We start from the raw sequence: 22,480 nt of genomic DNA, 5'->3' as shown, positions 1-22,480 counted from the left end.
CCGACGCATGTTCGGCCCCGGGTTGGTTCATCCTCAGAAGAGCAGCAGCACGAAACCCCCGACGGTGCTCAGGATGCCCACTCCGGTGAGGATCCAGCCGAGGACCAGGATGACGTTGTCGTGCTTAGGCGGTTTCAGGCCCCAGCGTGAAGGGTGGCAGAGGTCGTAGTGGAGCTCCACCTGGGTGCCGGCCACGAGGCCCCGGGCGACGTCGGAGTCCACCAGGGTCTGGCGCGGGACGTTCTCCTGGTCGGTCCAGCGGAAGCCGGTGAATCCGCCGGCCGTGTAAACCTCACCCGTGGTCTTGGTCCAGGCGCAACGGCGCCGTTCGATAATGAGTCCCCACACGAGCAACGGCACGCCGGGGAGGAAGCCCACCCACGTCATTATTTCCAAGATGGGGCCAGGTACATCCACGAGACCGCCCATGCACCAACTTTAGCCGTCAGCCGGCCTGTGTTTAGCCCCCCGGACCGGCCACGGTGCAGGGCGTCAGCTACCGGTTTCCTCGGGATGCTCCCGGGCGCGCTTGGCTTCGGGGGTCTCGCCCTGCTGCGGGATGAAATCCGGATCCAGCTTGGTGCTGAGGTCGGTTTCGTCGCGGTCGGATTCTGCGCGACCGGGCTCTTCGGAAACAGTGCGGGTTTCGTCTGGGTTTTCGGTCATGCCCCCAACGTAATCCCCCTGCCCCACGGAGTCGAGCATCAGGGAAAGCCGGGCGAGCAGGATCCACTCACCCGCCGGACAGGCGCCTCCCAGCAAACTGTGACACCCTTGTGACGATGACTTTCCAGCTCAGGGACCCCCGCCGTAAGAAACAGGGCCGCCAGCAGCAGGGCCGTCAGAAGCCCCGCCGGCCTGCCGGACGGATGCGCCTCGCGGCGGGCACCGGCTTCCTCTTCGCCGTGGCCACGCTGGCCTGCGCCGCCGGGCTCGCGGCCACCTATTACTACTTCGTCCGCACCACGACGGGCCAGTTCATCGACGAGTCCGCCCTGGTGGAGGCCGTGGACATCCACGGGCCCGCGGGCAAGGTGACCACCAGGTTCCTGGACTGGCTGCCTACCATCTCCCTGGTGATGGCCGCCGTCATCGTTCTCCTGGTAACGGTGATTCACCGTCGATGGCGGGCCGCGGGCATTGCCGTTGCGGCGTGCGTCGCAGCGAACATCGCTACCCAGGTGCTCAAGGACCTGCTGCCGGTGCGGCCGTACCGGGGCGTAGAGACGCTGGAACTGAACTCTTTGCCGTCCGGTCACACCACACTTGCGGCGTCCGCGGCGGCGGCGGTATTCCTGATGTCGTCCCCGCGGTGGCGGCCGCTGGCCGGCTTTGTCGGCGGCACCTTTGCCATTGCCTCGGGCATGTCCACGCTCGTGAACCAGTGGCACCGGCCGGCGGATGTGGTGGCGGCATTCCTAGTGGTGGGCTGCTTCATGATTCCCGCGGGCTGGCTGATTCTCCGCAATGACGGCCACGAATGGAACGTCTGGGACGGCTTCGGCGGGCACTGGGGATCGGCCCGGCTGTGGATCGGGCTGCCGATGGTGCTGGGGCTGGCCTCGGCGGCGGTGTCCGTGTACTCGCTGGTCATGATCGCCCCGGGCATCGGCCACGAGGCCAGCACCACCAACTACTTCTGGGCGGGTATCTCACTGATCGTGATAGCCGGGTACCTGGCCACCGTGGCCACGACGTCGCTGTTCGCGTACGCCGTCCGACGCCGGAACTGACCAGGGCGCTGACCTCCCCTCCCCCGTCCCCACCGCCCGCGACCTTTACAACCCCGGCCGCGGAGCCCACAATAAGTCGCACCACAGCCTCCACTGACTGGGCAGTGCGCTGGAACTGGACCTGCGAACGCAGAGGTGCGCGGACATGAACGACCAGGCCGGGGCGGACAAGGCCCTGAAGGAAAAGCACCGGGCCATGTGGGCGCAGGGCGACTACCCTGCCCTCGCCAGCGAGCTCCTCCTGGACCTGGGCGCCATCCTGGTGCAGGCCTGCAACATCAAACCGCGCCAGCGCGTCCTGGATGTCGGCGCGGGCGCCGGCAATGCGGCCATTCCGGCGGCCATGATGGGTGCCCGGGTGGTCGCCAGCGACCTCACCCCGGAGATGTTCGACGCCGGGCGGCGGCAGGCTGCCGACCGCGGGGTTGAGCTCGAATGGGTGGAGGCCGACGCAGAGAATCTCCCCTTTGCGGACGGCGAGTTCGACGTCGTCATGTCCTGCCTCGGCGCCATGTTCGCCCCACACCACCAGGCGAGCGCCGACGAACTGGTGCGCGTCTGCAGGCCGGGCGGGACCGTCGGGCTGCTGCACTGGACCCCGGAAGGCTTCATCGGCCAGATGTTCGCCGCCATGAAACCCTTCGCGCCGCCCCCGCCGCCCGGCGCACAGCCGTCACCGCTGTGGGGCAGGGAGGACCACGTCCGTGAGCTGTTCGGCGGACGGCTGGACGACATCCGGGCGCAGAAGCGGACCGTTGCCGTCACGAGCTTCCGCCAGCCCGAAGACTTCGTGCACTATTTCAAGTCGCACTACGGCCCCACCATCTCCGTGTACAAGTCCCTGTCCGGCGAGGACCAGAAAGCCAAGGCCCTGGACGAGGCCCTGACGGAGCTTGCCAGCACGTACATCGAAGCCCACGGCGATACGCCCGCACAGATGGAATGGGAGTATCTGCTGCTCACGGCGAAGGCCACTGCCAAGCCGCAGGAAACCGGGCTGTGACGGACTCCCCCGCCTCGCGCCGCGCCCTTGAGGTGGCCTCCATTCCGTCCTTCCAGAGGATCTCCGAGCACCTCAACCATTCCACCTACGCTCGCCGCAAACATCATCCCGGCATCTGCGACTTCACCCTGGGCAACCCGCACCAGATGCCGCAGGACGCCTACGTGGATGCGCTCCGGGACGCGCTCCACCCGCATGACGACCAGTGGTTCGCGTACAAAACCAATGAGGCGGATGCCCGGGAGGCGGCCGCGGACTCGCTAAGCCGGCTGCTCGATGTTCCGTTCGAAGCCGAGGACCTGTACCTCACCACCGGCGGCTTCACCGCCATCGCCCTCGCGCTCAAGGCGGTCACCGATCCTGGCGACGAGGTCATCTACAGCCTGCCGCCGTGGTTCCTCTACGAACCGCTGGCTGTCGAGGCCGGACTGGTCCCGGTGAAGGTCCGGATCGACCTCGAGACCTTCGACCTCGATCTGGCGGCCATTAAGGCGGCCATCACGGAGCGGACCCGGGTGGTGATCATCAATTCGCCGAACAACCCCACCGGCAGGATCTACCCGCCCGAACTCCTCCGCCAGCTGGCAACCCTCCTCGACGAGGCGTCGGCACGGATAGGGCGGCGCATCTACCTGGTGTCCGACGAGCCGTACAACAGGATCGTCTTCGACGGCGCCCGCTTCCACAGCCCCGCCGAGTTCTATCCCTACACCCTCCTGGCCTATTCGTACGGCAAGACGCACTTGGCGCCGGGCGAGCGGATCGGGTACCTGGCGCTGCCGCCGAGCATGCCGGACCGCAAGGAGCTCGGCACCGCCGTCGAGGCGATGCAGCTGGCCATGGGCTGGATCTACCCCAACGCGGTGCTGCAGTACGCGCTTCCGCGGCTGGAGACGTTCACCATCGACGTCGGCCAGCTGCAGCAGAAGCGGGACCGGCTGGTCCAGGAGCTGGGCGGGATGGGATACCAGCTCCGGCCGCCCGAAGGCACCTTCTACCTATTCATCCATTCCCCCATTGAAGACGACGAGGCCTTCACCGAGGCGCTCGGCCAGGAGGACGTCTTTGTGCTTCCGGGCGTCCTGTTCGAGACACCGGGGTTTTTCCGGATGTCCCTCACTGCCAGCGCGGACATGGTTGAGCGCAGCCTGCCCCACTTCCGGGCGGCCATGGAACGGGCGGGGCAGGACCGCCCCGAAGACGCCGACATCAAGCTCCCCACCGGCCTGATCCCCATCATTCCCGCGAGCCCGAGAACACTGCCCTGACCGGACCATCCCCCATTTTGGTGGCCTAGGTCAACTGTTTTCCAACCAGAGTTCCACCTTTTCCCAACCTCCGAGTGCCAGCGTGGCCGTATGCCGCCCCTGACGAAGCGGCAGACGAAGTGGGGTGAGGGCGGTGGCAGTCGGTACACATTCCCGGACCGGGTCCGGAAATCCGGGCAATGAGGACCCGGTAATGAGCAGGGCTCCGGGCCGGCATCGTGCCCCCGGCCGCCGCCGGCCTGGCGCGGCAGCAACCACCCGGACAGTTCCCTGGCCTGCAGAGCCGCGCGGCCGGCTGCTGATCATCTGCGCCGCGATGGTGCTGACCGCAACCACTGCCTACGCGTCAGCCGTGGCGCCGTCACCGGTGCCATCAAGGGCCATGCCGGCGGCGGCCTCCCCTTCCGGAACCCCGGCAGGGCAGGCAACCAAGCCTTTTAAACAAGCGACGACGCCGGTCCCCAGCCCAACAAAAGCCATCAAACCCAAGGTGACGGCCACTAAGCGGGCGGCACCTTCCCCGCGCGCCGCCGTCGTCCGTCCCACCCCGGCACCCGCCGCGCCAAAACCAAAGGCGGCCCCTGGCCCACCCCCACCGCCGCCGCAGCCGGTGGCCCCCGCCAACGCAACTCTGGAGCAGCAGCTCAGCGCCATCATCGCGGCTAACAGCAGGTACCAGGTGGGGGTTGCCCTGGTTGACATGTCCGACGGCGTTGCCCGCCAGTATGGCGTCGAAGAGAAGTTCGTCGCGGCCAGCACGGGCAAGATCCTTGCCGCCGCCGCGTACTACCACCTGGCCGAAGCAGGTGTGGTGTCCCTTGCAGCGCCAATGGGCGGCACTACCGCGGCCTTCCAGATCCGCCAGATGATCCAGCAGAGCAACAACACATCCTGGGCCCTGATCCTGGGGGCAGTCGGCTACCAGGGGATCCACGACTACGCGGCGTCGCTCGGCATTCCGTACGACAGGACCTACAACACCCTGTCCGCGGCGGAGACGGCCAGGATTCTGGTCCAGCTGTACAACGGGCGCCTGCTCAGCGCGCCCCACACCGCCGAGCTGCTGTCCTACATGCAGAACACGAACTTTGAGTCGCTGATCCCTGCCGCCGTGCCGCCGGCCGTTACCGTTTTCCATAAGTACGGGCTGCTCAACGGGAACCTGCACGACGCCAGCATCCTGGTCCAGGGCCAGCGCGCCTTCGCATTCGTCGTGTACTCCCGGGGCCCCAGCGTTGCAGACATCCCCGTACAGACGGCCATCATCCGCCAACTCACCCAGGTGGTCGTGGAGCAGCTGTTCTGACCGGATGGGGGGGTGCCGGCCCGGCATGTCAGGGTGTGCAATGCCGGGCCGGCCAACTGGCTGAACGACCACTCGCGGCTGTGGCTTCGGACCAGATGGAAAAAGAGTGCCAGCGGCTCCTAGGAAATTCCCGGTCAACCTTGGAGAACTGCGACCCCCCACCCAGCAGCGGCCGCTCGCCGCCGCGCTCTTGCTGCCGCGTCCTCCGGCTTGGGGGGCCTCACCCTCTTCGGCGGTCCAAGGTTCATCGGTAAATCCACCATTACCTGGCGCAACAATTACCGCAGACGGCATTTTCCCTTCATACCGGGATCTTGCCGGCAACGCCGCCGGTCTCAGCGCATGCCGGAAGGGCCCGCGGGGCGGCGAAGGTGGAAGGTGAATAAGATGATGACCCCGGACCCGCACTCACCCGGTGACAGCCTCTGGCAGTCCCACAAGCAAGAGAGGCTGCCTGCTCACCAGGCTGCCGGCGGCCCAGCACTTCCTGACCAGGCCTGGGCAAACCAGCGGCCAGCGCACCGCGCTCCCGAGGGCGGCATAATGCAGCGCCAACTCATGCGGCTCATCGGCGAAATTCTCGGCGACGAAAGTCTGGGATCGGACCTCCGGTTGTCACTGCTCAGGCACGTCTCCGAGCATCCAGGACACCCGGAACAGGCAATGCTGGCGCATTTGCAGGAGATCCAGGACGGAGGATGATGGCCGCCGGTTCCTAACCTCCCCACAAAGCCCTTCCCGACGACCCTGGAGGATCCATGAAAACCAGAGCAGCCCTCGCGCTTTCCGTTGCCGGGATCCTCGTAACCGGATCCGCCGCTCTCGCCGTCAACACGCAGGTGCTGAGCACCACGCCGTCCGGTACCGGCGACGCGAACAGCGTCCTCCTGCCCCACAACTCCAGCAGCACTGCGGCACCGACCGCCGCCGCGAGCGCGAAGGCCACGCCTAATGTGACGTCCGTGGTCGACGGCGGCAGCACAACTTCCGCCCCCGCAAAGACTACCGGGGCGCCGGAATCCCGTGACGGCAAGGGCGGCCGGCGGACGGCGACATCGCCGTCGCCTACGCCGTCGCCGTCGTCCGAGCCCGGTGACGATCGGGATCATAAGGACGGCACTGTTACGGAAACGCCCGACGCCGGCCCTGCTGCGCCGCAGCCCGGCGGCACCTTCGGTTCCCCGTCCGGGGTCGCTGCCGGGGATCCCGCCGTCGTCACCGGCCAGCCGGGCGACGACAAAGGCGGCCTTCGGGCCCTCCCGGAATTGGGCGATGACAAGGGCGGGCAGCGCAAGGATTCCGGGTCCAGGGAAGACAGCGGCGGCCACGGTTCGGACGACTGAAGCGCGATTAACCCGGGGCGCAAACCCCCAATAGCGGGCCTTCTGCACACACGCGGGAGGCCCACACAAAATATGCGCATTACCTGAAACCTGGCGTAAATCAGAGCCGCCACGCCGAGAAATACAGAACTCTTTCTTTGCTTAATCCATAAATCAACCCGTATTGTATTCATTTAGGTAAACCGAAACTCCTCTGGAGCACGTCCAGGGGCCTCGCCCTGCATCGCAGCGCGCCAGCCACTCCTGGCCCCCACAAAAATCCCCAATCAAGCCCAGCAATGCTCTGCTGTCCGGAACGCCCCGGTCAGCCCAGCTCCCGGCACCACTCTCAGGGGAGCACAACAGTGATGAAAGGCCGGCATTATGTTCGCCGACACCCGCACCACCTTGACCCGCCCTGAAACCCGTACCGCCACAAACCCCGCACCCAGGTATCAACCCCAGCGCCGAACAGTCCCGGCCCGCCGCGACCGCGCCGCGCTGAGGACCCCCACGTCCCGCAAGCAGACCGTCCGGCTGTTCCTGCTGGGCGTCCTCTGCACCGCAGGCTGGCTCGCCTCCCTGCTGGTGGGGCACTTCGTGGAGTTCGGTCCGGTACTGCACCGCATCGGGCTTGCCGGCCATATCCTCGCCCTCGTGCTGGCCTTCGGCACCATCCTTGTTGTCGACTGGCTGGGCCTGCTGTGGCTTATGGGCAAGGTGCACATGCATGCATCTCCCAAGCTTGAACGCGCAACAAAGCCGCTGATTTGGGGCGGCCTGGCGCTTCTGCTGGCTTCCGGAGCGCTCATCCAGCCCGACATCACCAATCCTGTGACCGCCGTGAAGCTCGGCTGTGTGCTCATTCTGATGCTGAACGGCCTGAGCATCGCACCGGCCATGCACAAGATGTTCGCGCTTCCGCGGGAAACCAGCTTCAGCGAACTGGGCCGCCGGCTGCGCACGCGCCTGCTGATCGCACTCAGCATCTCGCAGGCCTGCTGGTGGACGGCCGTGCTGATCGGCCTCGTGAACAGCACGCTCCGCCGCTGGACGGGGATGTAACCCGAACCTTAACGGCCCCGCCCCACCTCCCGCAGGCCGCCCAACTGACTCGCAGTTGTTGTCCTTTTCAGCCTCGAAAACGACAACGACTGCGAGTCAGTTGGGTATGGGGGCCGGGTCCGTCGCCGTCCCGAGGGTGCTGGCGCGGTGAATCCCGTGCAGCAGCCGCGGCAGCAACAGGGCAGCCAGGACCGCGAGGCCCACCATCGGCAGCCAGGGCGTTCCCGGCCACCAGTGGTTCCGGTCCGTCAGATCCAGCAGCCAGCCCAGCAGTGCATTTCCCGCCAGCACGGCAATGCCGCCGCAGGTGGCGGACAGCCCGTAATACGCGCCGCGCCCCGAGGCTGCCCCTTCCGGCGGGGTGAACCGCGGGATCAGCGACAGGATGGTGGGCCGCAGGAGCATGTGGCCGAGGATCAGCGCGCCGACGATGCCCGCCATCAGCGCCACGGCGCCGGCCTCCGCCGAACCAGCCGGTACGGGCCCTCCCACTCCAGAATTTCCCGCCACAGCACCGCCGGCTTCCGCCTGAACGGACGTCAAAGCGGCGGCCGCCAAGGCAGCTGCCTCCAGCAGGAAACCCGCCGACATGGCCCGGCCCGGCCCCAGCCGCTGACCCACCCCGGCCACCGGCAGCTGCAGCAGCAGTGTCAGCACGGAGGCCAGCAGGAACAGCATGGCCAGCCACGAAGCGTCCAGCCCCCGCCGGTCCAGCTCAAGCGGGAACGCGAAGTAGAGCTGGTTGTAGGCCACCATGTTGGTGCTGGCGAGCAGGCAGAACGCCACGAAGCGCCGGTTCTTCAGGCACCCGAGTGCGTTGCGGGACTGGCCCGGTGTGGCTTCCGGGTCCCGCGCTCCGGCAGTTTCCGGCTTCCCTGGTGGCCCTGCGGGGAGGCGGAACCACAGCAGGACCGTCACGGCAACGAAGATTGCGATTCCCGCCGCCAGCGCCGCGTCAAAGCCCCACCCCAGCAGGGCCGCCCCGAGCAGCGGGCCGACGAGGGCGCCCATCTCCCCCGTGATGGCCAGCCAGACGAACACCGAGCGCCGGCCCTTGCCTGGAGCGCGCTCCTCGGCGCTGGCATGCGCACGGTCCGCGTGCGACAGCCGGGACTCCAGCGCGGGCGAGAACAGCGCACCTCCCGCACCGGTGAGCACGGCGCCGAGGAGGAACAGCGTGAAATCCGACGCAGCCGCCAGGGTGGCGTACCCGGCGATGCGGACCAAGCAGCCGGCCAGGATCGCCCGCCGGGCACCCCACCGGTCGGCCAGCAGGCCGCCGAACAGGAACATCCCCTGCTGGCTGAAGGTGCGGGCGCCCAGAACAAGGCCGACGGCGGCGGCGTCCAGTCCGTAATCCCCGCCCATGGCGCCGGCGAGGAAGGGAATCACTGCGTAGAACCCGAGATTGAACACCATCTGGGTGCCGAGCAGAACACGCGTTTCAGGCAGGTATGACTTCAAAACCAGGCGTCCCTAGGCGTCCGGGGCGCTGACGAGTTCCAGGGCGCGGGAAATCCCGGGCCGGCCGCCAGCAACATTCGCGCCGAGCACCCGATGAGCACAGGCCGCAAGGTCACTGCAGGCAACGGGAGCAGCGCAGGCCGCCGGATGCACGCGGGCCGCCGCCACCAGCTCCTTGCTGTGCCCGTGCCGGGGGTGGGCGAAGAACTCGGAGGTACCGGCCAGCTCCACCAGGGCGCCCTGGTACAGCACGGCCACCCTGTGGCTCATGTACCGGATGACGTTCATGTCGTGGGAAATCATGATCAGCGAAAGCCGGCGGTCCCGGTGCAGGCGCAGCAGCAGATCCAGGACCTTGCGCTGCGTGACGGCATCCAGCGCCGACGTCGCCTCGTCGCAGATCAGCACTGCCGGGTCCAGCAGCAGGGCCCGGGCGATCGTCAGCCGCTGCAGCTGGCCGCCCGAACACTGGCTTGGGTACCTGTCCAGCAGGTCGGTGTCCAGCTCAACATCCCGGACGGCCTGGTGGATGCGCTCCCGGCGCCCGTCCGCCGTGCCCGTCCGCTGCCTGAGCAGCGGCGCTTCCAGGCTGGCGAACAGTCTCATCCGCGGGTCGAACGCGTCGTGCGGTTCCTGGAAGACGAGCTGCACCTCGGTGCCGGGGACACCGAGACTGCCGCCGCCGCCGTCGTCCTTGCCCCCCCCTGCCGGCATTGTCCGGGTAATGCTGCCGCGGTCGGGGGCCTCAACCTCCACCAGCAGCCGGGCCAGCGTGCTCTTCCCGGAGCCTGACTGGCCCAGGACGCCGAGGATCTCGCCTTCGCGGAGGCTCAGCGAGACGTCCTCCAGAGCCGGCCGGGCGCTGCGCCCCTTGGCGAACCGCTTGGTGACGCCGTCCAGCGCCAGGATGTCTCGGGACGGCGCGAGGCCGAGGGCCTCCCCGGCCACAACAATTCGACGGCGGGTGAGGGCGCACGCCTCCAGCAGCTCCCTGGCACAAGCAGTTTGGGGTGCGCCGAGGACGGATCTGGCGGGGCCTTCCTCCTGGACGCGGCCGGCATCCATCACCACCACGCGGTCAGCGAAGGCGGAGACGGTGGCCAGGTCGTGCGTGATGTAGAGGACGCCGAGCCCGTGCTGGCGCCGCTGGGAGTCGATCAGTTCCAGGATCTGCCGCTCCAGCACCTTGTCCAGCGCGGACGTCGGCTCGTCGGCGAGCAGCAGCTCCGGCTGTCCGGCCATGGCCAGTGCCAGCATGGCCCGCTGCGCCATGCCGCCGGACAGCTGGTGCGGATACGCCCGGGCAACCCGTTCCGGGTCCTCGAACCCGGCGTTGGTGAGCAGCTCCAGCGACTGCGCCCTGGCCAGGCGTCCGCGCAGGCCGCGGTGCAGCTTCAACGGCTCCGCCAGATGACTGCCAATGGTCATGCGTGGGTTGAACATGCGCTTGGGCTGCTGGTACAGCATCCCGATCCGGCCGCCGCGCAGGCGGTTAAGCTCCGCGCCGCTGGCCGCAAGCAGGTCGGTTCCGCCCAGGGTGATGGACCCCGACACGGCCTGGATCTGCGGCGGCAGCAGCCCCAGGACGGACAGCGCGGTCATCGTCTTGCCGCTTCCGGACGCCCCCACGAGTGCGACAAACTCGCCGGGTGCCACGGTGAGGCCGACGCCGGACAGCACCGGACGGACGGATGGACCCCCGGCGGGAGCCCGCAGGCTGACGTGCAGGTCTTCGATGATCAGGCCCTTACGCATGGGTGACCTCCGGTGCAGGGGCGGAAGCCAGCAGCAGCCGGCTGCTGGACATGCGCGCCAGGTGCTGGCCAATGAGCGTGACGCACAGCGCCACCGTGAAGATCACCAGGCCGGGCGCGAGGATGGTCATCGGCGACCTCACGGCGTACGGCTGGGCGGCGGCGAGCATCGAGCCCCAGTCGGACTGCGGGGGCTGCACACCGAGGCCCAGGTAGGACAGGGCGCCGACGCTGATCAGGAACTGCCCGAACCGGAGCGTGGCCTGTCCCAGCAGCGGCGCGGCCAGGTGCGGCAGTATGTGCCGCCGCACCGTGAACCAGGGAGTGCAGCCCAGCACGCGGGCCGCCTCGATGAAGCCGCGGGCGGAAACGTCGTAGGCCAGGGCCCGGGCGAGCCGCGCGAAGGGTGTCCAGCCTGTGACGGTCAGGGCCAGCAGCAGGGACGGATAGCCTGCTCCCAGCGCGGCCACGAGGAACAGTGCCACCACCATCTCCGGCATGGCCAGCAGGATGTCGTTGGTGCGGGTGAAGAACTCGTCCAGCCACCCCCGCCGGCGCGCGCTGAGGACGCCGATCGCCGTGCCGATGACCGCGGTGAGCACCGTGGCGAGGGCGGCGATGGTCAGGGAGAAGCGGCCGCCGTCGAGCAGCCTGCTCAGGGTGTCGCGGCCCAGATGGTCGGTGCCCAGCCAGTGGGCTCCGGTGGGCGCGGACAGCCGGGAGGCGAGGTCCTGTTCCGCGGACGGATAGGGCGCGATCCAGCCGGCCAGGGCCACGGACAGCACCACGACGGCCAGCATGCAGCAGGCGAGCCGGATGTGCAGGGGAAGTCTACGCATGCCGCATCCTGACCTGGGGGTTGAGGAGCCCGTGGACCAGGTCCGCGGCCGTGGTCAGCAGGACAGCCAGGCCGACGACGACCACCACTGCTCCCTGCGCCAGCGGAATGTCGCTGTTCAGAACACCGTCGAACAGCAGCCGTCCCATCCCGGGAATCGCGAAGATGACCTCGACGATAACCGACCCGCCCAGGAGGCCCGCGAACCACACGGCCGCGAGCGTGGTGAGCGGCAGCAGGCCGTTCGGGATCACGTGCTTCCGCACGGTATGGAAGTAGCTCACTCCCCTGCCGCGTGCGGCGGTGACGTGGTCTGCGCCCAGCGCGTCGAGCATGCCCTCGCGCACCGCGGAGGTGAAATGGCTCGCCGGGCGCAAGGCGAGGACCGCCACGGGCAGTACGGCCGACGTCGGGCCTTCCCACCCGGCCGAGGGCAGAACGGACAGTTCCAGCGCGAAGACCAGCACCAGCATGGGCGCCAGCCAGTATTCCGGCATGGCGATGAACGCCTGGGAGACGGCGGTGATGGCCTTGTCCGCCGCCCGCCCCTCGTTCAGCGCGGCGGCAATGCCGAGGATCACCGCTATCAGAGCCGCCACGGCCAGCGTCATGACCACCAGGCTGAGCGTCACCCAGAGGGCGGGCAGCACCTGGTCCACCACGGGCGTGCGGCTGGTGTAGGACAGGCCCATGTCGCCGCTCGCGAACCGCCCAAGCCAACGCAGGTACTGGGTCCACAGGGGATCCTGGAGCCCCAGCTGGGCGGTCAGTGCCTGGACGGCGGAATCATCGACGGCGTCGCCGGCCACCCGCGAGCGGATGATCTTGCGCACCGGGTCACCGGGGGTCACGTACGGGATGAGGAACACCACGAAAGACGCCAGAAGAACGGCGACCACCAGGGCCGCCGTTCTCCTGGCGAGGAACAGCATCATGCCGGACCCTGCACTAGGGGTCCGCGGTACCGGGGCGTCACGATCCGGACTTGGCCGTTTCGGCCCGGAGCACATAGCGGGCCAGGGGGTCCTGGACGTGCGCCTGCAGGTCGGTGCGGACGGCGTCGGTGGCCTGCTCGTTGACCAGCCAAACGTTCACGGCCTGGTCCTGGAGGATCTGGCCGGCCTCGGCGTACAGCCGGTAGCGCGCCTGGGAGTCGGCCGTCGTGGCTGCCTGGGCGAGCTTCTTGTCGTACTCCGCGTTGCAGAAGTGGCTGAGGTTGTAGGTGCCGTCGCAGGTGTAGTCCGCGGTGAGGAAGCCGATGGGGTCGGCGATGTCGATCAGGCGGTTGCGCTGGCTCAGTACCATGTCGTAGTTGCCGGACAGCAGGTCCGGTTCCACGGCGGCGTACTCCTTGGTGGTGATTTTCACCGGAACGCCCACGGCCTTCAGGTTCTCCTGGATGACGGTGGCCACGTCAGCGAACTCCGCGCGCTCCACGATCGCGATGATCTCCAGCGGCCGGCCGGCAGTGTAGCCGGCGGAGGCGAGGAGCTTCTTGGCGGCGTCGAGGTCCTGCTTCGGCGCCTGGGCACCCTCGGCGGCCCACGGCTCCGACGGCGCGAACGGACCGGTGGCGGGGACCGCAGCGCCTTCGTAGACGCTGGCGGCCAGGGCGTCCAGATCGAGAGCCGAGCGGACCGCCTTGCGGAAGCCGACGTCGTCGAACGGGGCCTTGCCGTTGTTCATGTACAGCGTGGCGGTCCGCGGCGAATCCGCCTTCAGGACCTTGACGTTGGAGTCCGACTCCAGGGCAGCCAGTCCCGAGACGGGGATGGACAGGGACACGTCCGCTTCGCCGGTCTGGACCTGCGCGGTGCGGGTGGCGCCATCAGTGATGAACCGGATCTCGGCGCCGGCAAGCTGCACCTGCCCGCCCCAGTAGTTTTCGTTGCGGTCCAGCGTCAGGGACTGCTTCGGCTTCTCAGACACCGGCTTGAAGGGGCCGGTGCAGTGGCCGAACGGGTCGACGGTCTCGCCCTTGAAGGCGGCCGGGGACAGCACGCCGGTGTTGACGCTTGCCAGCCGGTAGGGAACCAGCGGGCTCTCCGTTGGCGTGGTCACGCGGACGGTGTTCTCGTCGACGGCCTTGACCGCCTTGACCACCTTGGGGCTGAACGCGCGGGCGGGGACTTCGGCGTCAAGGACGTTCTGCAGCGAGGTCACCACCGCTTTGGCGTCCAGCGCGGCACCGTCCTGGAACTTAACGCCCTGGCGGATCTTGAAGTCCCACTCGAGGTCGGAGACCTGCTTCCACTCCGTGGCGAGCGACGGCACGATCTTGCCCTGGGTCTCGTCGTAGCGCGTCAGCGTCTCGAGGCAACCGGACAGGGACAGGATGTAGGCGGCGTCGCTCTCCAGCGCCCAGTCCGCCACGGGTGCGCGGAAGTTGTCGACGACGATCCGCTGGTCAGGGTCGGCCGCCTGGCTGGATTTGCCGGACTCGCCGCTGAAGCCGCAGGCGGACAGGGAAAGAAGCGCCACGAGCCCCACGGACACGGACAGCGGGAAGGAAGAGCGCAACGAAACCACCTAGATATGAGTGCCTGCGACGCTGCAGACGAGTGAAACGGCCAGAACGGCCAAAGCTGAGTGTAGGCTAACCTAACTCTTCCGCCAAAGCGGGCCGTCCCGCCGTCGTAATATATCAGCGCGGCTTTCCGGACCTCAGTAGTTCCGGCGGTGCCTGAGTCTGGGAAGCACGACGGCGAACACACCTGCCGCCGCAAACCCCAGTACGCCCGTGGCCGTCACGCCGGCACCGAGCGAGGCCACGGCCGTCACTGCGGAGAGGAGCACCGGCCCGCCGGTGGAGCCGGCGTCAGCCATGAACCGCCAGAGGCCCAGGAACTGCCCGCGGCCGCGGTCGGGCGAGAAGTCGGCGCCGAGCGTCATCACCAGGCCGGAGCTGATTCCGTTGCCGAAGCCAATCAGCAGGGCCGCGAGCAGCAGGCTGGTGAACCCGCCGGTGAGCGGGATGAGGACCAGCGCCACGCCCATGATCAGCGTGGACGGGATGGCCACCCACTGCCGCCCGCGCCGGTCCATCACCTTGCCCGCGGGATAGAAGACCAGCATGTCGATTGCCCCGGAGAGCCCGTACACCAGAGAAGCGTGCGTGGGGTCCAGGCCCAGGTGGTCGGCCCACAGCGGGATCACCACCTGCCGGGAGGCGCGCAGGGCACTGAGCAGCAGGATGCCCATTCCGGCGGTCAGGAAAACACCCGCGTGCGAGACGGCCACGCCGCGCAGGGTGGGCTCCGGGCCGGTCTTGCCGTCAGATCCGTGCACCGCCACCAGGTCGGGGACTGCCACGGCCAGGACGGCGGCCGCCGCCATGCCGGCCACACCCACCCAGTACGCGCCGCTGATGCCCAGGAATGCCATGGCCGCGGCGCCGATGAACGGGCCGATAAAGGTTCCGATGCGGCTCACGCCGCCCAGCGTGGACAGGGCACGGGCGCGGAACTCCACCGGAACAGCTTCGGTGAGGTACTTCTGCCGGGCCAGGCTGAAGACGGCGGCGGACATCCCGACGACGGCCATCGCCACCGCGAGCAGCCAGAGCCCGTCGCTGATCACCAGCGACAGCCCGGCGGCCAGCAGCGCCAGCGCCCCCGCGGCGGCCGCACCCACGATGGACCACCGTTCGCCGAACTTCAGGGTGATCATTGACGCCGGCAGGTTGAAGAACCACGAGCCCAGCCCCATGAGCGTGACAATCAGGGCGGCCACGGCAACGGATGCGCCCAGTTCACGGGCGGACAGCGCCACAACAGGGAGGATGGCGCCCTGGCCAACGCTGAACAGAAGGGCAGGGCCGAACGCCGGAACAGCAATGCCGCGAAGGCTGAAGGGCGGCGGGCTGTTCGGAGTCATCCCCTTTATCGTAGGCGGCGGCCGGGGCGGCACGGCGGAAACGTGGGCTCCGCGAGGCCAGAATCACAACGATTTGATTTACATTGCTCCGGGACCTGAATCTAGCTTGGCGAAAGTACTAAGTATGCTTAGCCTTGAACCAGGGCGAGGCGCGCGGACCCCAACTTGACATTGAGCATGGCTCCGAGACAACTGAACAGCCGCAGGAGTGATCATGGAAGTCTGGCCGGGCAGCGCGTATCCACTGGGTGCGACCTTTGACGGGATGGGGACAAACTTCGCGCTCTTCAGCGAGGTGGCCACCGCCGTCGAGCTGTGTTTGATAGCCGGAGACGGCACCGAAACGCGCGTCGAACTCCTCGAAGCGGACGGGTATGTGTGGCACTGCTACCTGCCCCAGATCCAGCCCGGGCAGAAGTACGGATACCGGGTCCACGGGCCCTATGACCCCGCCAGGGGCCAGCGCTGCAACCCCAACAAGCTGCTCCTGGACCCCTATGCCAAGGCCGTCGCCGGGCAAGTGCACTGGCACCCGGCGATGTTCTCCTACAACTTCGGCGATCCCTCCTCCCGCAACAACCAGGATTCCGCGCCGCACACCATGCTGGGCGTGGTGATCAACCCGTTCTTCGACTGGGCCGGGGACCGGCCGCCCCGGATCCCCTACCACCGCTCCGTCATCTACGAGGCACACGTCAAGGGGCTCACGGAGCTGCACCCCGAGGTGCCCAAGGAGCAGCGCGGCACTTTTGCCGGCGTCGCCCATCCCGCCGTCATCGCGCACCTACAGCGGCTGGGCGTCACGGCCATCGAGCTGATGCCGGTGCACCAGTTCGTCAATGACGGGACGTTGCAGGAGAAGGGTCTGAGCAACTACTGGGGCTACAACACAATCGGGTTTTTTGCGCCGCAGAACACGTACAGCTCGATCGGCCAGATGGGCCAGCAGGTGCAGGACTTCAAGGCGATGGTCCGCTCACTGCATCGCGCGGGCATCGAGGTGATTCTCGACGTCGTCTATAACCACACGGCGGAAGGGAACCATCTGGGACCCACCATGAGCTTCAAAGGGATCGACAACGCCGCGTACTACCGCCTGCTGGAGAATGACAAGCAGTACTACATGGACTACACCGGCACCGGCAACACCCTCAACGTGCGGCATCCGCACTCCCTCCAGCTGCTGATGGATTCGCTCCGGTACTGGGTCACCGAGATGCACGTGGACGGGTTCCGCTTCGATCTTGCCGCCGCTTTGGCCCGGGAGTTTTACGACGTCGACCGGCTCTCCACGTTCTTTGAACTGGTGCAGCAGGACCCGATCGTGTCGCAGGTGAAGCTGATCGCGGAGCCGTGGGACGTTGGCCCGGGCGGGTACCAGGTGGGCAACTTCCCGCCGCAGTGGACGGAGTGGAACGGCAAGTACCGCGACACCGTCCGCGATTTCTGGCGCGGCGAACCCGCCACGCTGGGCGAGTTCGCGTCCCGGCTGACCGGCTCCGCTGACCTGTACGAGCGGTCGGGGCGGCGTCCGGTGGCATCCATCAACTTCGTCACGGCGCACGACGGCTTCACACTGCGGGACCTGGTCTCGTACAACGAGAAGCACAATGAGGCCAACGGCGAGGGCAACCGCGACGGCGAATCCCACAACCGCTCGTGGAACTGCGGTGTTGAGGGGCCGACGGCGGATCCGAAGGTGCTGGCGCTGCGGGCGCGGCAGCAGCGGAACTTCATTGCCACCATGCTGCTCTCGCAGGGGGTGCCGATGATCCTGCACGGCGACGAGCTCGGCCGGACGCAGCAGGGCAACAACAACGTTTACTGCCAGGACTCCAAGCTCAGCTGGGTCAACTGGGACGCCATCGACATGCCGCTCATGGACTTCACGGCAGCGGTGAACCGGCTGCGGGCCCAGCACCCTACGTTCCGGCGCAGCACCTTCTTCGACGGCCGGCCGGTCCGGCGCGGCAAGGGCGAGAAGCTGCCGGACATCGTGTGGCTGAACGAGGACGGCATGGAGATGCTCCCCGAGGACTGGGGCCGCGGGTTCGGCCGGACCATCGGCGTGTTCCTCAACGGGGACGGCATCCAGGGCCGGGACGACCGCGGCCGGCGGATCACGGACGTGAACTTCCTGCTGTACTTCAACGCGCACGACGACGACATCAAGTTCACGCTCCCGGCCGGCGAGTTTGCCGAGGCCTGGGACATGGTGATCAACACGGCCGGGACCGGAGTGGAAACGGGCCCGATCGACGCCGGCTCCGTACTGAAGGTGGCTGCGAAGTCCATGGCGGTCCTGCGCGCCCGCGACCTGACCCAGCCCCAACCCAATCTCTCCATAGCCCTCGGCCTGCAGTCCCCCGGCCCGGCGTAATTCCCTTCCTCACCTCCCGCGCTGGCGCTGCTACACCCGGGACCCCTTGGGCAAAAACGTGGTGGTCGCGGCCTCCCCTGCCGTCTAAGGCCGAACGCTCTCTCACTTCCTGCCACCAATCGCCCGACGCTCTCTCAGCTTTCGCCGCTTATCCCCCAACGCTCCATCGCTCCACGGCAACCTTGACTCAATCCTGATGGAATCCTGCGCAGATCTTAGGCGTGATGGGGCAGGCAAGTGAGAGCGCTGTGACAGTATTTATCCTGTTGCAAAAAACCCGAAAGTAAATTCCTGGGGGGAACTATGTCCAAAACTGAAATCGCGCCCGTAACCGCTTCGCCTTCTGCGGATAATTCCAAGAAGAGGAAGCTCAAGGCAATTCTGGCCGGCGGCCTGGTCCTCGGCATTGGTGCGGCGGTGACCCTGGCGGCGTGGAACGACTCTGAATTCGTGAAGGGTGCGTTTGGTAGCGGCCACTTCAAAATGGTGGGAAGCAAGGACGGGGTTATCCCGTTCGAAAACTACGACACTTCAGGCGCTGCTAATGCGCTGAGCTTCTCGAAAGGTTTCGGCAACCTAAGCCGCGATGAAGTAGTGGCTGCGCCGTACGTAGTGCACCTAGATGCAGACAGCACTTATTCGGGAGAAGTAACCGTCGAATCTGCCGCGGGCTCTACAGGCACCGAGGAACTCCGTTACGGAATCATTGAGGTTCTATCAGTGGCAGGTTGCTCGACTGCGGCAGTACCCACTCTTGAAAACACCGTTGTCCCGATAAACACAGAGTTCAATACTGATCCGGGTGAGGGCAGCTTTACCCTCAACAAACCTGTTGAAGGGGAAGCGGGAGCGAACGTCTACCTTTGCGTTCTAGTCAGTGCAACCAGCGATCTCCCTCAGGACACGACTGCCACGGCCACCTGGGAGCTCGTCGCGAAGAGTAACTCCTAACACGTCATGCGCAAACCCGTGAAACCGCTGCGGCACCGCACTTTCACGCGTGTACGCGCGGTCCTGGCTGGTGCCCTCGTCCTTGGCGTGGGCGCCAGCGTGACCCTCGCTTCCTGGTCCGACTCGGAGTACGCCGCCGGCACTTTCACCGCCAGCACTTTCCGCCTGCAATCCAGCACCAACAACACGGGCTGGAGGGACAGCCCCTCAGTGGCGGACGCGTCCCTCGTGGTTGGCGCAACCGGACTGTCACCCGGCGCGTCGGAATACGCATGGCTCAATATCCGCACCTCATCGGAATCTACGGTCGGCGGAACGGTGGCACTGACAGGTTCGACGTCAGTAGGAGGCTTGTCGCCGGTGGGAGACCTGACGCTTGCGCTTGAGTACCGGGCGGTGCTGATTGCGGCGGAGACAATCTGTGACGCCACCGCATTTGCCGGCACACGTACGTACATCGCCGGGTCGTCGTCTGCCTACCTGCCTGTCACTGCCGTAGAGCCTACGCCGGTGCCTACGCCAGTCGCCGACGGCGGCAAGACGCCGCTGCGTTATTGCTTTGACGTCCGGATCAAGCCCTTCACCGACACCAGCTACCAGGGCAAGGGCGCAACAGTCACTTGGCTCTTCACCGGAACATCGGCCTAGACAAGGAAGGACAAGCCATGAGCCGGAGGAACATGCGAGGCCGTCTAGGCAACGCACTCCTAAACGTCGCTGCCCTCGGCGGCAGTGTTTGCATCGTCCTGGTAATCCTCGCATTCTTCTTCCAGATCACGCTGATCATGTTCAAGACCGGCTCCATGAGTCCGACCATTCCGGCTGGCTCGCTCGCCGTGGTCAAGAAGATCCCGGCGTCCGAGGTGCGGGTGGGAGACGTCATCACCATTGACAGGCCGTCGGCGCTACCGGTGACGCACCGCGTCACGTCGGTATCGCCGGGAGAAAGCGGCACCGTCAGCATCACGATGCGCGGCGACGCCAACCCCACTGACGATCCCCTGCCGTATGAAGTCCAGACAGTACGGATCGTCCTGTGGTCCGTTCCGGAACTCGCCTACACAGTGAATGCCGTTAACAACCCCCTCGTGGTGGGCGGAATGACTGTCGCAATGGCCGTCGTCGTAACGTGGGCTTTCTGGCCGCGCGACGAGCCGCGCCGCCGTCGGAATGAAAGCGAGCAAAAGGAAGCCGCGACGTGAAGCGGCAGCGTCTAGCCGTCGTCGGACTGCTGACTCTGGGGGCGGCCCTGGCGGTGGCTCCCCCGGAACCGACGACGGCGGCCTGGACAGTGCCGCAGCAGGCGAACGGGACGTTCAACGCTGGTACTGTCATGCCTCCAAGGGCCTTAACATGCACCGCCGGGCTTGCACAGCCTGTCACGTTCTACTGGGTTGAGCCCGCAGGGGGAGTTGACTGGACGGGTTACACGTGGACGACAACGGATGCGTTGGGGGTGACCTCCAAGCCCACAGTCCTCCCGAGGAATATCAGGACGGCGTCACTACCATCCGGCCTCCTCGATCTCGGTACAGTCACCTTCAGGGTGGTCACGAACGGGCCGGGACAGTGGACTTCTCAGCAGGCTGCAACTGGACAGGCCAGCAGCGTGACCGGCCTCATCACTGGATGCACCGTGCCCTAAACAGTCAAGGCTGCCAACATGACCCCTGAACCTACCCCTCAGGTCCCGGGCCCCGCCGACGACCCGGACCGTGAGCGCCTCAACCGCAGGCAGAAGGCATTGCTCTTCCTGAACTCCCGCCGTCGGAGATTCTGGGCCGGTCTCACGTTCGTCGCCGGGTGGCTCCTGCTCCAGATCCTCTTTGACAGGGCGGAGAATTTCCCGCTGAATCTGGTCCCCAACCTCTTCCTGTACGGAGGCGGCGCACTCCTTGTGGTTCTCTGGACGGATGGCGCCATCCTGAACCAGCCCGCCCCTGTGCCCGCGGGCATCATGCGCAGCACCGCGACGACGAGGTTCATGAACGAGGAAACGTGGGAGACAGACTTGTCTCCCACGGACGCGCAGGACGCTTTGGTCCGGCTCTTTCAGCAGCCCGGCACCGAGGCGCGCGTCATTGGCAAGACCGTCTGGGTGCAGCTCGGCAAGGAGTGGCACGCCGAGGAGTGGTGGCATCGCGACGCAGCCCCGCACATGAAGCGCAGGGCGCCGGTCCACTTCTTCCTCAGCGCCACGGATTCGGGGACAGCCATCACCGCCTTCAGCAGGGACCGGAGACTTGCCGGGATGCACGACGTCGTCCGCCTCTCGGACGAAATGAGCGCCACCGCCGTGAACCTGGCCCGGGACGCAACGGAGAGACCGGACGACGACGAGGGCCCGGAGCGGTAAGCGCCCGGCCCCCACCTCAGGACGCGGCCGGAAAAAGACGAGCTAGTTGCTCAGGAACCTGTCCAGCGAGGGAAGGGCGTCCGTGTTGATGTGGTCGACGCCGGCGTCACGAAGTTCGGTCCACATCGCGTCGCGCGCCGGCCCCGGCTGGTCCGGCGTCGCCCAGAACCGCACCCGGTACCCCTGAGTATGTGCCGTCGCCACATACGCATGCAGCCTGGCGCGCTCGGCCTCCGGCATCGGCCCGACACCCTCCCACGTGAACAACTTGGTCCAGTTGTCGCTGACCAGGGGCATCAGCGCGGCGGGCATCCCCGACGCCAAGTCCGCCGAGCGGCCGTCGTAGAAACCGAACCGCTTGGGCGCAGCCTGCATCGCCGCCAGCGGCCGGTTGCCGCTGATGACGGCGGTGACCGGGCCAGTGGAAACCTTGCCGTTGGCGTAGCGCGTCATCAGAGCCGGGTGCCCCGCCAGTTCCTTCTCGACAGCCGCATACGTCGTCTCGCCGTCGCTCTTAATATCGATCAGCAGCTGCAGGCTGCCGTCCCAGCCCGGGTAAACGCTGTGGCCCTGCTGCCGCACGAGCTTGTCCAGCGGGTCTAGGTAGAGACTTTCGAGGGTGACGCCGGCCCGCGCATCCGCGAGGTCGTGCGCCACGCGCAGCTCGCCGTCCACCAGCCAGACGTCCGCCTCCACACTCGTGAACCCGTGTTCCAGCGCGTCCAGCAGCGGCCGGTCGTGTTCGTAGTCGTTGTGCGCGTGCGCTGCGGCATGTGGCTCTCCCAGTACGACGGCGGGATCCGGCGCCGCGGTGGACGGGGCGGCGATTCCGGCGAGCGCCGTTAGGGCGACGAGTGCGGTGACGGTGCTTTTGAGCAGCACAGGGTTCTCCTTCAGTGCGGTTGGGGACGCCGCCGCGATTCCCGGATTGGGAACGTCCGACGGCGTGCCCCACCACCCTGCCCGCCGGCAGCTAACGCTTGCCCACGCTCACCTGACTCCGCGGTGAACAGGACATGTCGTGCGCCGCGGTTGGCAACTGATAAAGCGTTGGGGGGAAACCGGCAGGAACTGATAGAGCGTTGGTGGCGGATTCCAGCGGTCGTTGCAACACGCGTCCTAAGCTGCTGATTCTTCCAGAATTTGCTCGAGGGCTTGTGCGGG

At 67.0% G+C, this 22,480-nt stretch carries 21 protein-coding genes; 12 read left to right on the top strand and 9 right to left on the bottom strand.

Annotated features, from left to right (window positions below; all coding sequences use genetic code 11):
• Window positions 1–33 precede the first annotated feature (33 nt).
• Both ACTHQX_RS20950 and ACTHQX_RS20945 read right to left on the bottom strand, forming a co-directional pair.
• Window positions 34–429, bottom strand: coding sequence for a hypothetical protein (locus ACTHQX_RS20950; protein WP_440159181.1), 396 nt, complete (start codon window positions 427–429; stop codon window positions 34–36).
• A gap of 63 nt (window positions 430–492) precedes the next feature.
• Complete coding sequence (locus tag ACTHQX_RS20945) at window positions 493–666, bottom strand: hypothetical protein (protein ID WP_190603733.1); 174 nt, start codon at window positions 664–666, stop codon at window positions 493–495.
• A gap of 116 nt (window positions 667–782) precedes the next feature.
• Between ACTHQX_RS20945 and ACTHQX_RS20940 the strand changes: the two genes are divergently transcribed.
• The 7 genes from ACTHQX_RS20940 to ACTHQX_RS20910 all read left to right on the top strand — a co-directional run bounded on the left by ACTHQX_RS20940 (window position 783) and on the right by ACTHQX_RS20910 (window position 7,697).
• Complete coding sequence (locus tag ACTHQX_RS20940) at window positions 783–1,733, top strand: phosphatase PAP2 family protein (protein WP_440159180.1); 951 nt, start codon at window positions 783–785, stop codon at window positions 1,731–1,733.
• A gap of 145 nt (window positions 1,734–1,878) precedes the next feature.
• Window positions 1,879–2,736: a class I SAM-dependent methyltransferase gene (locus tag ACTHQX_RS20935; RefSeq protein WP_440159179.1), complete on the top strand. Its 858-nt coding sequence runs from the start codon at window positions 1,879–1,881 to the stop codon at window positions 2,734–2,736.
• Window positions 2,733–4,004: an aminotransferase class I/II-fold pyridoxal phosphate-dependent enzyme gene (locus ACTHQX_RS20930; RefSeq protein WP_440159178.1), complete on the top strand. Its 1,272-nt coding sequence runs from the start codon at window positions 2,733–2,735 to the stop codon at window positions 4,002–4,004. Before ACTHQX_RS20935 ends, ACTHQX_RS20930 begins: the two co-directional genes overlap by 4 nt.
• Before the next feature lie 193 nt (window positions 4,005–4,197).
• Window positions 4,198–5,310 (top strand): serine hydrolase, encoded by a 1,113-nt coding sequence (locus ACTHQX_RS20925; RefSeq protein WP_440159177.1) that lies wholly within the window; start codon window positions 4,198–4,200, stop codon window positions 5,308–5,310.
• A 543-nt stretch (window positions 5,311–5,853) separates the two neighbouring features.
• Window positions 5,854–6,012: a hypothetical protein gene (locus tag ACTHQX_RS20920; RefSeq protein ID WP_236804720.1), complete on the top strand. Its 159-nt coding sequence runs from the start codon at window positions 5,854–5,856 to the stop codon at window positions 6,010–6,012.
• A gap of 56 nt (window positions 6,013–6,068) precedes the next feature.
• Window positions 6,069–6,653 (top strand): hypothetical protein, encoded by a 585-nt coding sequence (locus ACTHQX_RS20915; protein ID WP_440159176.1) that lies wholly within the window; start codon window positions 6,069–6,071, stop codon window positions 6,651–6,653.
• Between the two features lie 363 nt (window positions 6,654–7,016).
• Window positions 7,017–7,697: a hypothetical protein gene (locus ACTHQX_RS20910; RefSeq protein WP_440159175.1), complete on the top strand. Its 681-nt coding sequence runs from the start codon at window positions 7,017–7,019 to the stop codon at window positions 7,695–7,697.
• Window positions 7,698–7,793: 96 nt separating this feature from the next.
• Here ACTHQX_RS20910 and ACTHQX_RS20905 read toward each other — a convergent pair whose 3' ends face one another.
• From ACTHQX_RS20905 to ACTHQX_RS20880, 6 genes are all read right to left on the bottom strand, one after another.
• Window positions 7,794–9,161 carry an MFS transporter gene (locus tag ACTHQX_RS20905; protein ID WP_440159174.1) on the bottom strand — a complete coding sequence of 456 codons (1,368 nt, stop codon included), beginning with the start codon at window positions 9,159–9,161 and terminating at the stop codon, window positions 7,794–7,796.
• Between the two features lie 12 nt (window positions 9,162–9,173).
• Entirely contained in the window at window positions 9,174–10,916 is a 1,743-nt protein-coding gene (locus ACTHQX_RS20900; RefSeq protein WP_440159173.1) for an ATP-binding cassette domain-containing protein, read from the bottom strand.
• A complete protein-coding gene (locus ACTHQX_RS20895; protein WP_440159172.1) occupies window positions 10,909–11,754 on the bottom strand; it encodes an ABC transporter permease in 846 nt (281 codons plus the stop codon). The genes ACTHQX_RS20900 and ACTHQX_RS20895 overlap by 8 nt, the downstream gene beginning before the upstream one ends.
• A complete protein-coding gene (locus ACTHQX_RS20890) occupies window positions 11,747–12,688 on the bottom strand; it encodes an ABC transporter permease (protein ID WP_440159170.1) in 942 nt (313 codons plus the stop codon). Before ACTHQX_RS20890 ends, ACTHQX_RS20895 begins: the two co-directional genes overlap by 8 nt.
• A gap of 37 nt (window positions 12,689–12,725) precedes the next feature.
• Window positions 12,726–14,273: an ABC transporter substrate-binding protein gene (locus ACTHQX_RS20885; protein ID WP_440159169.1), complete on the bottom strand. Its 1,548-nt coding sequence runs from the start codon at window positions 14,271–14,273 to the stop codon at window positions 12,726–12,728.
• 144 nt (window positions 14,274–14,417) lie between these two features.
• The gene (locus ACTHQX_RS20880) at window positions 14,418–15,629 is read right to left on the bottom strand and encodes an MFS transporter (RefSeq protein ID WP_440159168.1); all 1,212 of its coding nucleotides are present in this window, start codon (window positions 15,627–15,629) and stop codon (window positions 14,418–14,420) included.
• Window positions 15,630–15,843: 214 nt separating this feature from the next.
• Between ACTHQX_RS20880 and glgX the strand changes: the two genes are divergently transcribed.
• The 5 genes from glgX (at window position 15,844) to ACTHQX_RS20855 (ending at window position 21,316) form a co-directional block, all read left to right on the top strand.
• Window positions 15,844–18,009, top strand: a complete 2,166-nt coding sequence (gene glgX / locus ACTHQX_RS20875; protein ID WP_440159167.1) for a glycogen debranching protein GlgX — start codon at window positions 15,844–15,846, stop codon at window positions 18,007–18,009.
• A 303-nt stretch (window positions 18,010–18,312) separates the two neighbouring features.
• Complete coding sequence (locus ACTHQX_RS20870; protein WP_440159166.1) at window positions 18,313–18,960, top strand: SipW-dependent-type signal peptide-containing protein; 648 nt, start codon at window positions 18,313–18,315, stop codon at window positions 18,958–18,960.
• Window positions 18,961–18,966: 6 nt separating this feature from the next.
• A complete protein-coding gene (locus ACTHQX_RS20865) occupies window positions 18,967–19,608 on the top strand; it encodes a SipW-dependent-type signal peptide-containing protein (protein WP_440159165.1) in 642 nt (213 codons plus the stop codon).
• 17 nt (window positions 19,609–19,625) lie between these two features.
• On the top strand, window positions 19,626–20,162 hold the full coding sequence (locus ACTHQX_RS20860; protein ID WP_440159164.1) for a signal peptidase I: 537 nt from the start codon (window positions 19,626–19,628) through the stop codon (window positions 20,160–20,162).
• A gap of 461 nt (window positions 20,163–20,623) precedes the next feature.
• A complete protein-coding gene (locus ACTHQX_RS20855) occupies window positions 20,624–21,316 on the top strand; it encodes a hypothetical protein (protein WP_440159163.1) in 693 nt (230 codons plus the stop codon).
• Window positions 21,317–21,358: 42 nt separating this feature from the next.
• Here ACTHQX_RS20855 and ACTHQX_RS20850 read toward each other — a convergent pair whose 3' ends face one another.
• A complete protein-coding gene (locus tag ACTHQX_RS20850) occupies window positions 21,359–22,198 on the bottom strand; it encodes a phosphatidylinositol-specific phospholipase C/glycerophosphodiester phosphodiesterase family protein (RefSeq protein WP_440159162.1) in 840 nt (279 codons plus the stop codon).
• Window positions 22,199–22,480 lie beyond the last annotated feature (282 nt).

Origin of the sequence: Arthrobacter sp. SAFR-023, from assembly GCF_051965295.1 — a bacterium.
Lineage (GTDB): Bacteria > Actinomycetota > Actinomycetes > Actinomycetales > Micrococcaceae > Arthrobacter.
The sequence above is the reverse complement of the archived record's forward strand: the minus strand, read 5'-3'. Positions and strand labels throughout refer to the sequence as shown.

What these genes read in the sequence shown, in the direction of transcription:
- ACTHQX_RS20950 (WP_440159181.1), bottom strand. Translation starts at nt 429, where the DNA reads ATGGGCGGTCTCGTGGATGTACCTGGCCCCATCTTGGAAATAATGACG.
- ACTHQX_RS20945 (WP_190603733.1), bottom strand. Translation starts at nt 666, where the DNA reads ATGACCGAAAACCCAGACGAAACCCGCACTGTTTCCGAAGAGCCCGGT.
- ACTHQX_RS20940 (WP_440159180.1), top strand. Translation starts at nt 783, where the DNA reads ATGACTTTCCAGCTCAGGGACCCCCGCCGTAAGAAACAGGGCCGCCAG.
- ACTHQX_RS20935 (WP_440159179.1), top strand. Translation starts at nt 1,879, where the DNA reads ATGAACGACCAGGCCGGGGCGGACAAGGCCCTGAAGGAAAAGCACCGG.
- ACTHQX_RS20925 (WP_440159177.1), top strand. Translation starts at nt 4,198, where the DNA reads ATGAGCAGGGCTCCGGGCCGGCATCGTGCCCCCGGCCGCCGCCGGCCT.
- ACTHQX_RS20920 (WP_236804720.1), top strand. Translation starts at nt 5,854, where the DNA reads ATGCAGCGCCAACTCATGCGGCTCATCGGCGAAATTCTCGGCGACGAA.
- ACTHQX_RS20915 (WP_440159176.1), top strand. Translation starts at nt 6,069, where the DNA reads ATGAAAACCAGAGCAGCCCTCGCGCTTTCCGTTGCCGGGATCCTCGTA.
- ACTHQX_RS20910 (WP_440159175.1), top strand. Translation starts at nt 7,017, where the DNA reads ATGTTCGCCGACACCCGCACCACCTTGACCCGCCCTGAAACCCGTACC.
- ACTHQX_RS20900 (WP_440159173.1), bottom strand. Translation starts at nt 10,916, where the DNA reads ATGCGTAAGGGCCTGATCATCGAAGACCTGCACGTCAGCCTGCGGGCT.
- ACTHQX_RS20895 (WP_440159172.1), bottom strand. Translation starts at nt 11,754, where the DNA reads ATGCGTAGACTTCCCCTGCACATCCGGCTCGCCTGCTGCATGCTGGCC.
- ACTHQX_RS20890 (WP_440159170.1), bottom strand. Translation starts at nt 12,688, where the DNA reads ATGATGCTGTTCCTCGCCAGGAGAACGGCGGCCCTGGTGGTCGCCGTT.
- ACTHQX_RS20880 (WP_440159168.1), bottom strand. Translation starts at nt 15,629, where the DNA reads ATGACTCCGAACAGCCCGCCGCCCTTCAGCCTTCGCGGCATTGCTGTT.
- glgX (WP_440159167.1), top strand. Translation starts at nt 15,844, where the DNA reads ATGGAAGTCTGGCCGGGCAGCGCGTATCCACTGGGTGCGACCTTTGAC.
- ACTHQX_RS20870 (WP_440159166.1), top strand. Translation starts at nt 18,313, where the DNA reads ATGTCCAAAACTGAAATCGCGCCCGTAACCGCTTCGCCTTCTGCGGAT.
- ACTHQX_RS20865 (WP_440159165.1), top strand. Translation starts at nt 18,967, where the DNA reads ATGCGCAAACCCGTGAAACCGCTGCGGCACCGCACTTTCACGCGTGTA.
- ACTHQX_RS20860 (WP_440159164.1), top strand. Translation starts at nt 19,626, where the DNA reads ATGAGCCGGAGGAACATGCGAGGCCGTCTAGGCAACGCACTCCTAAAC.
- ACTHQX_RS20855 (WP_440159163.1), top strand. Translation starts at nt 20,624, where the DNA reads ATGACCCCTGAACCTACCCCTCAGGTCCCGGGCCCCGCCGACGACCCG.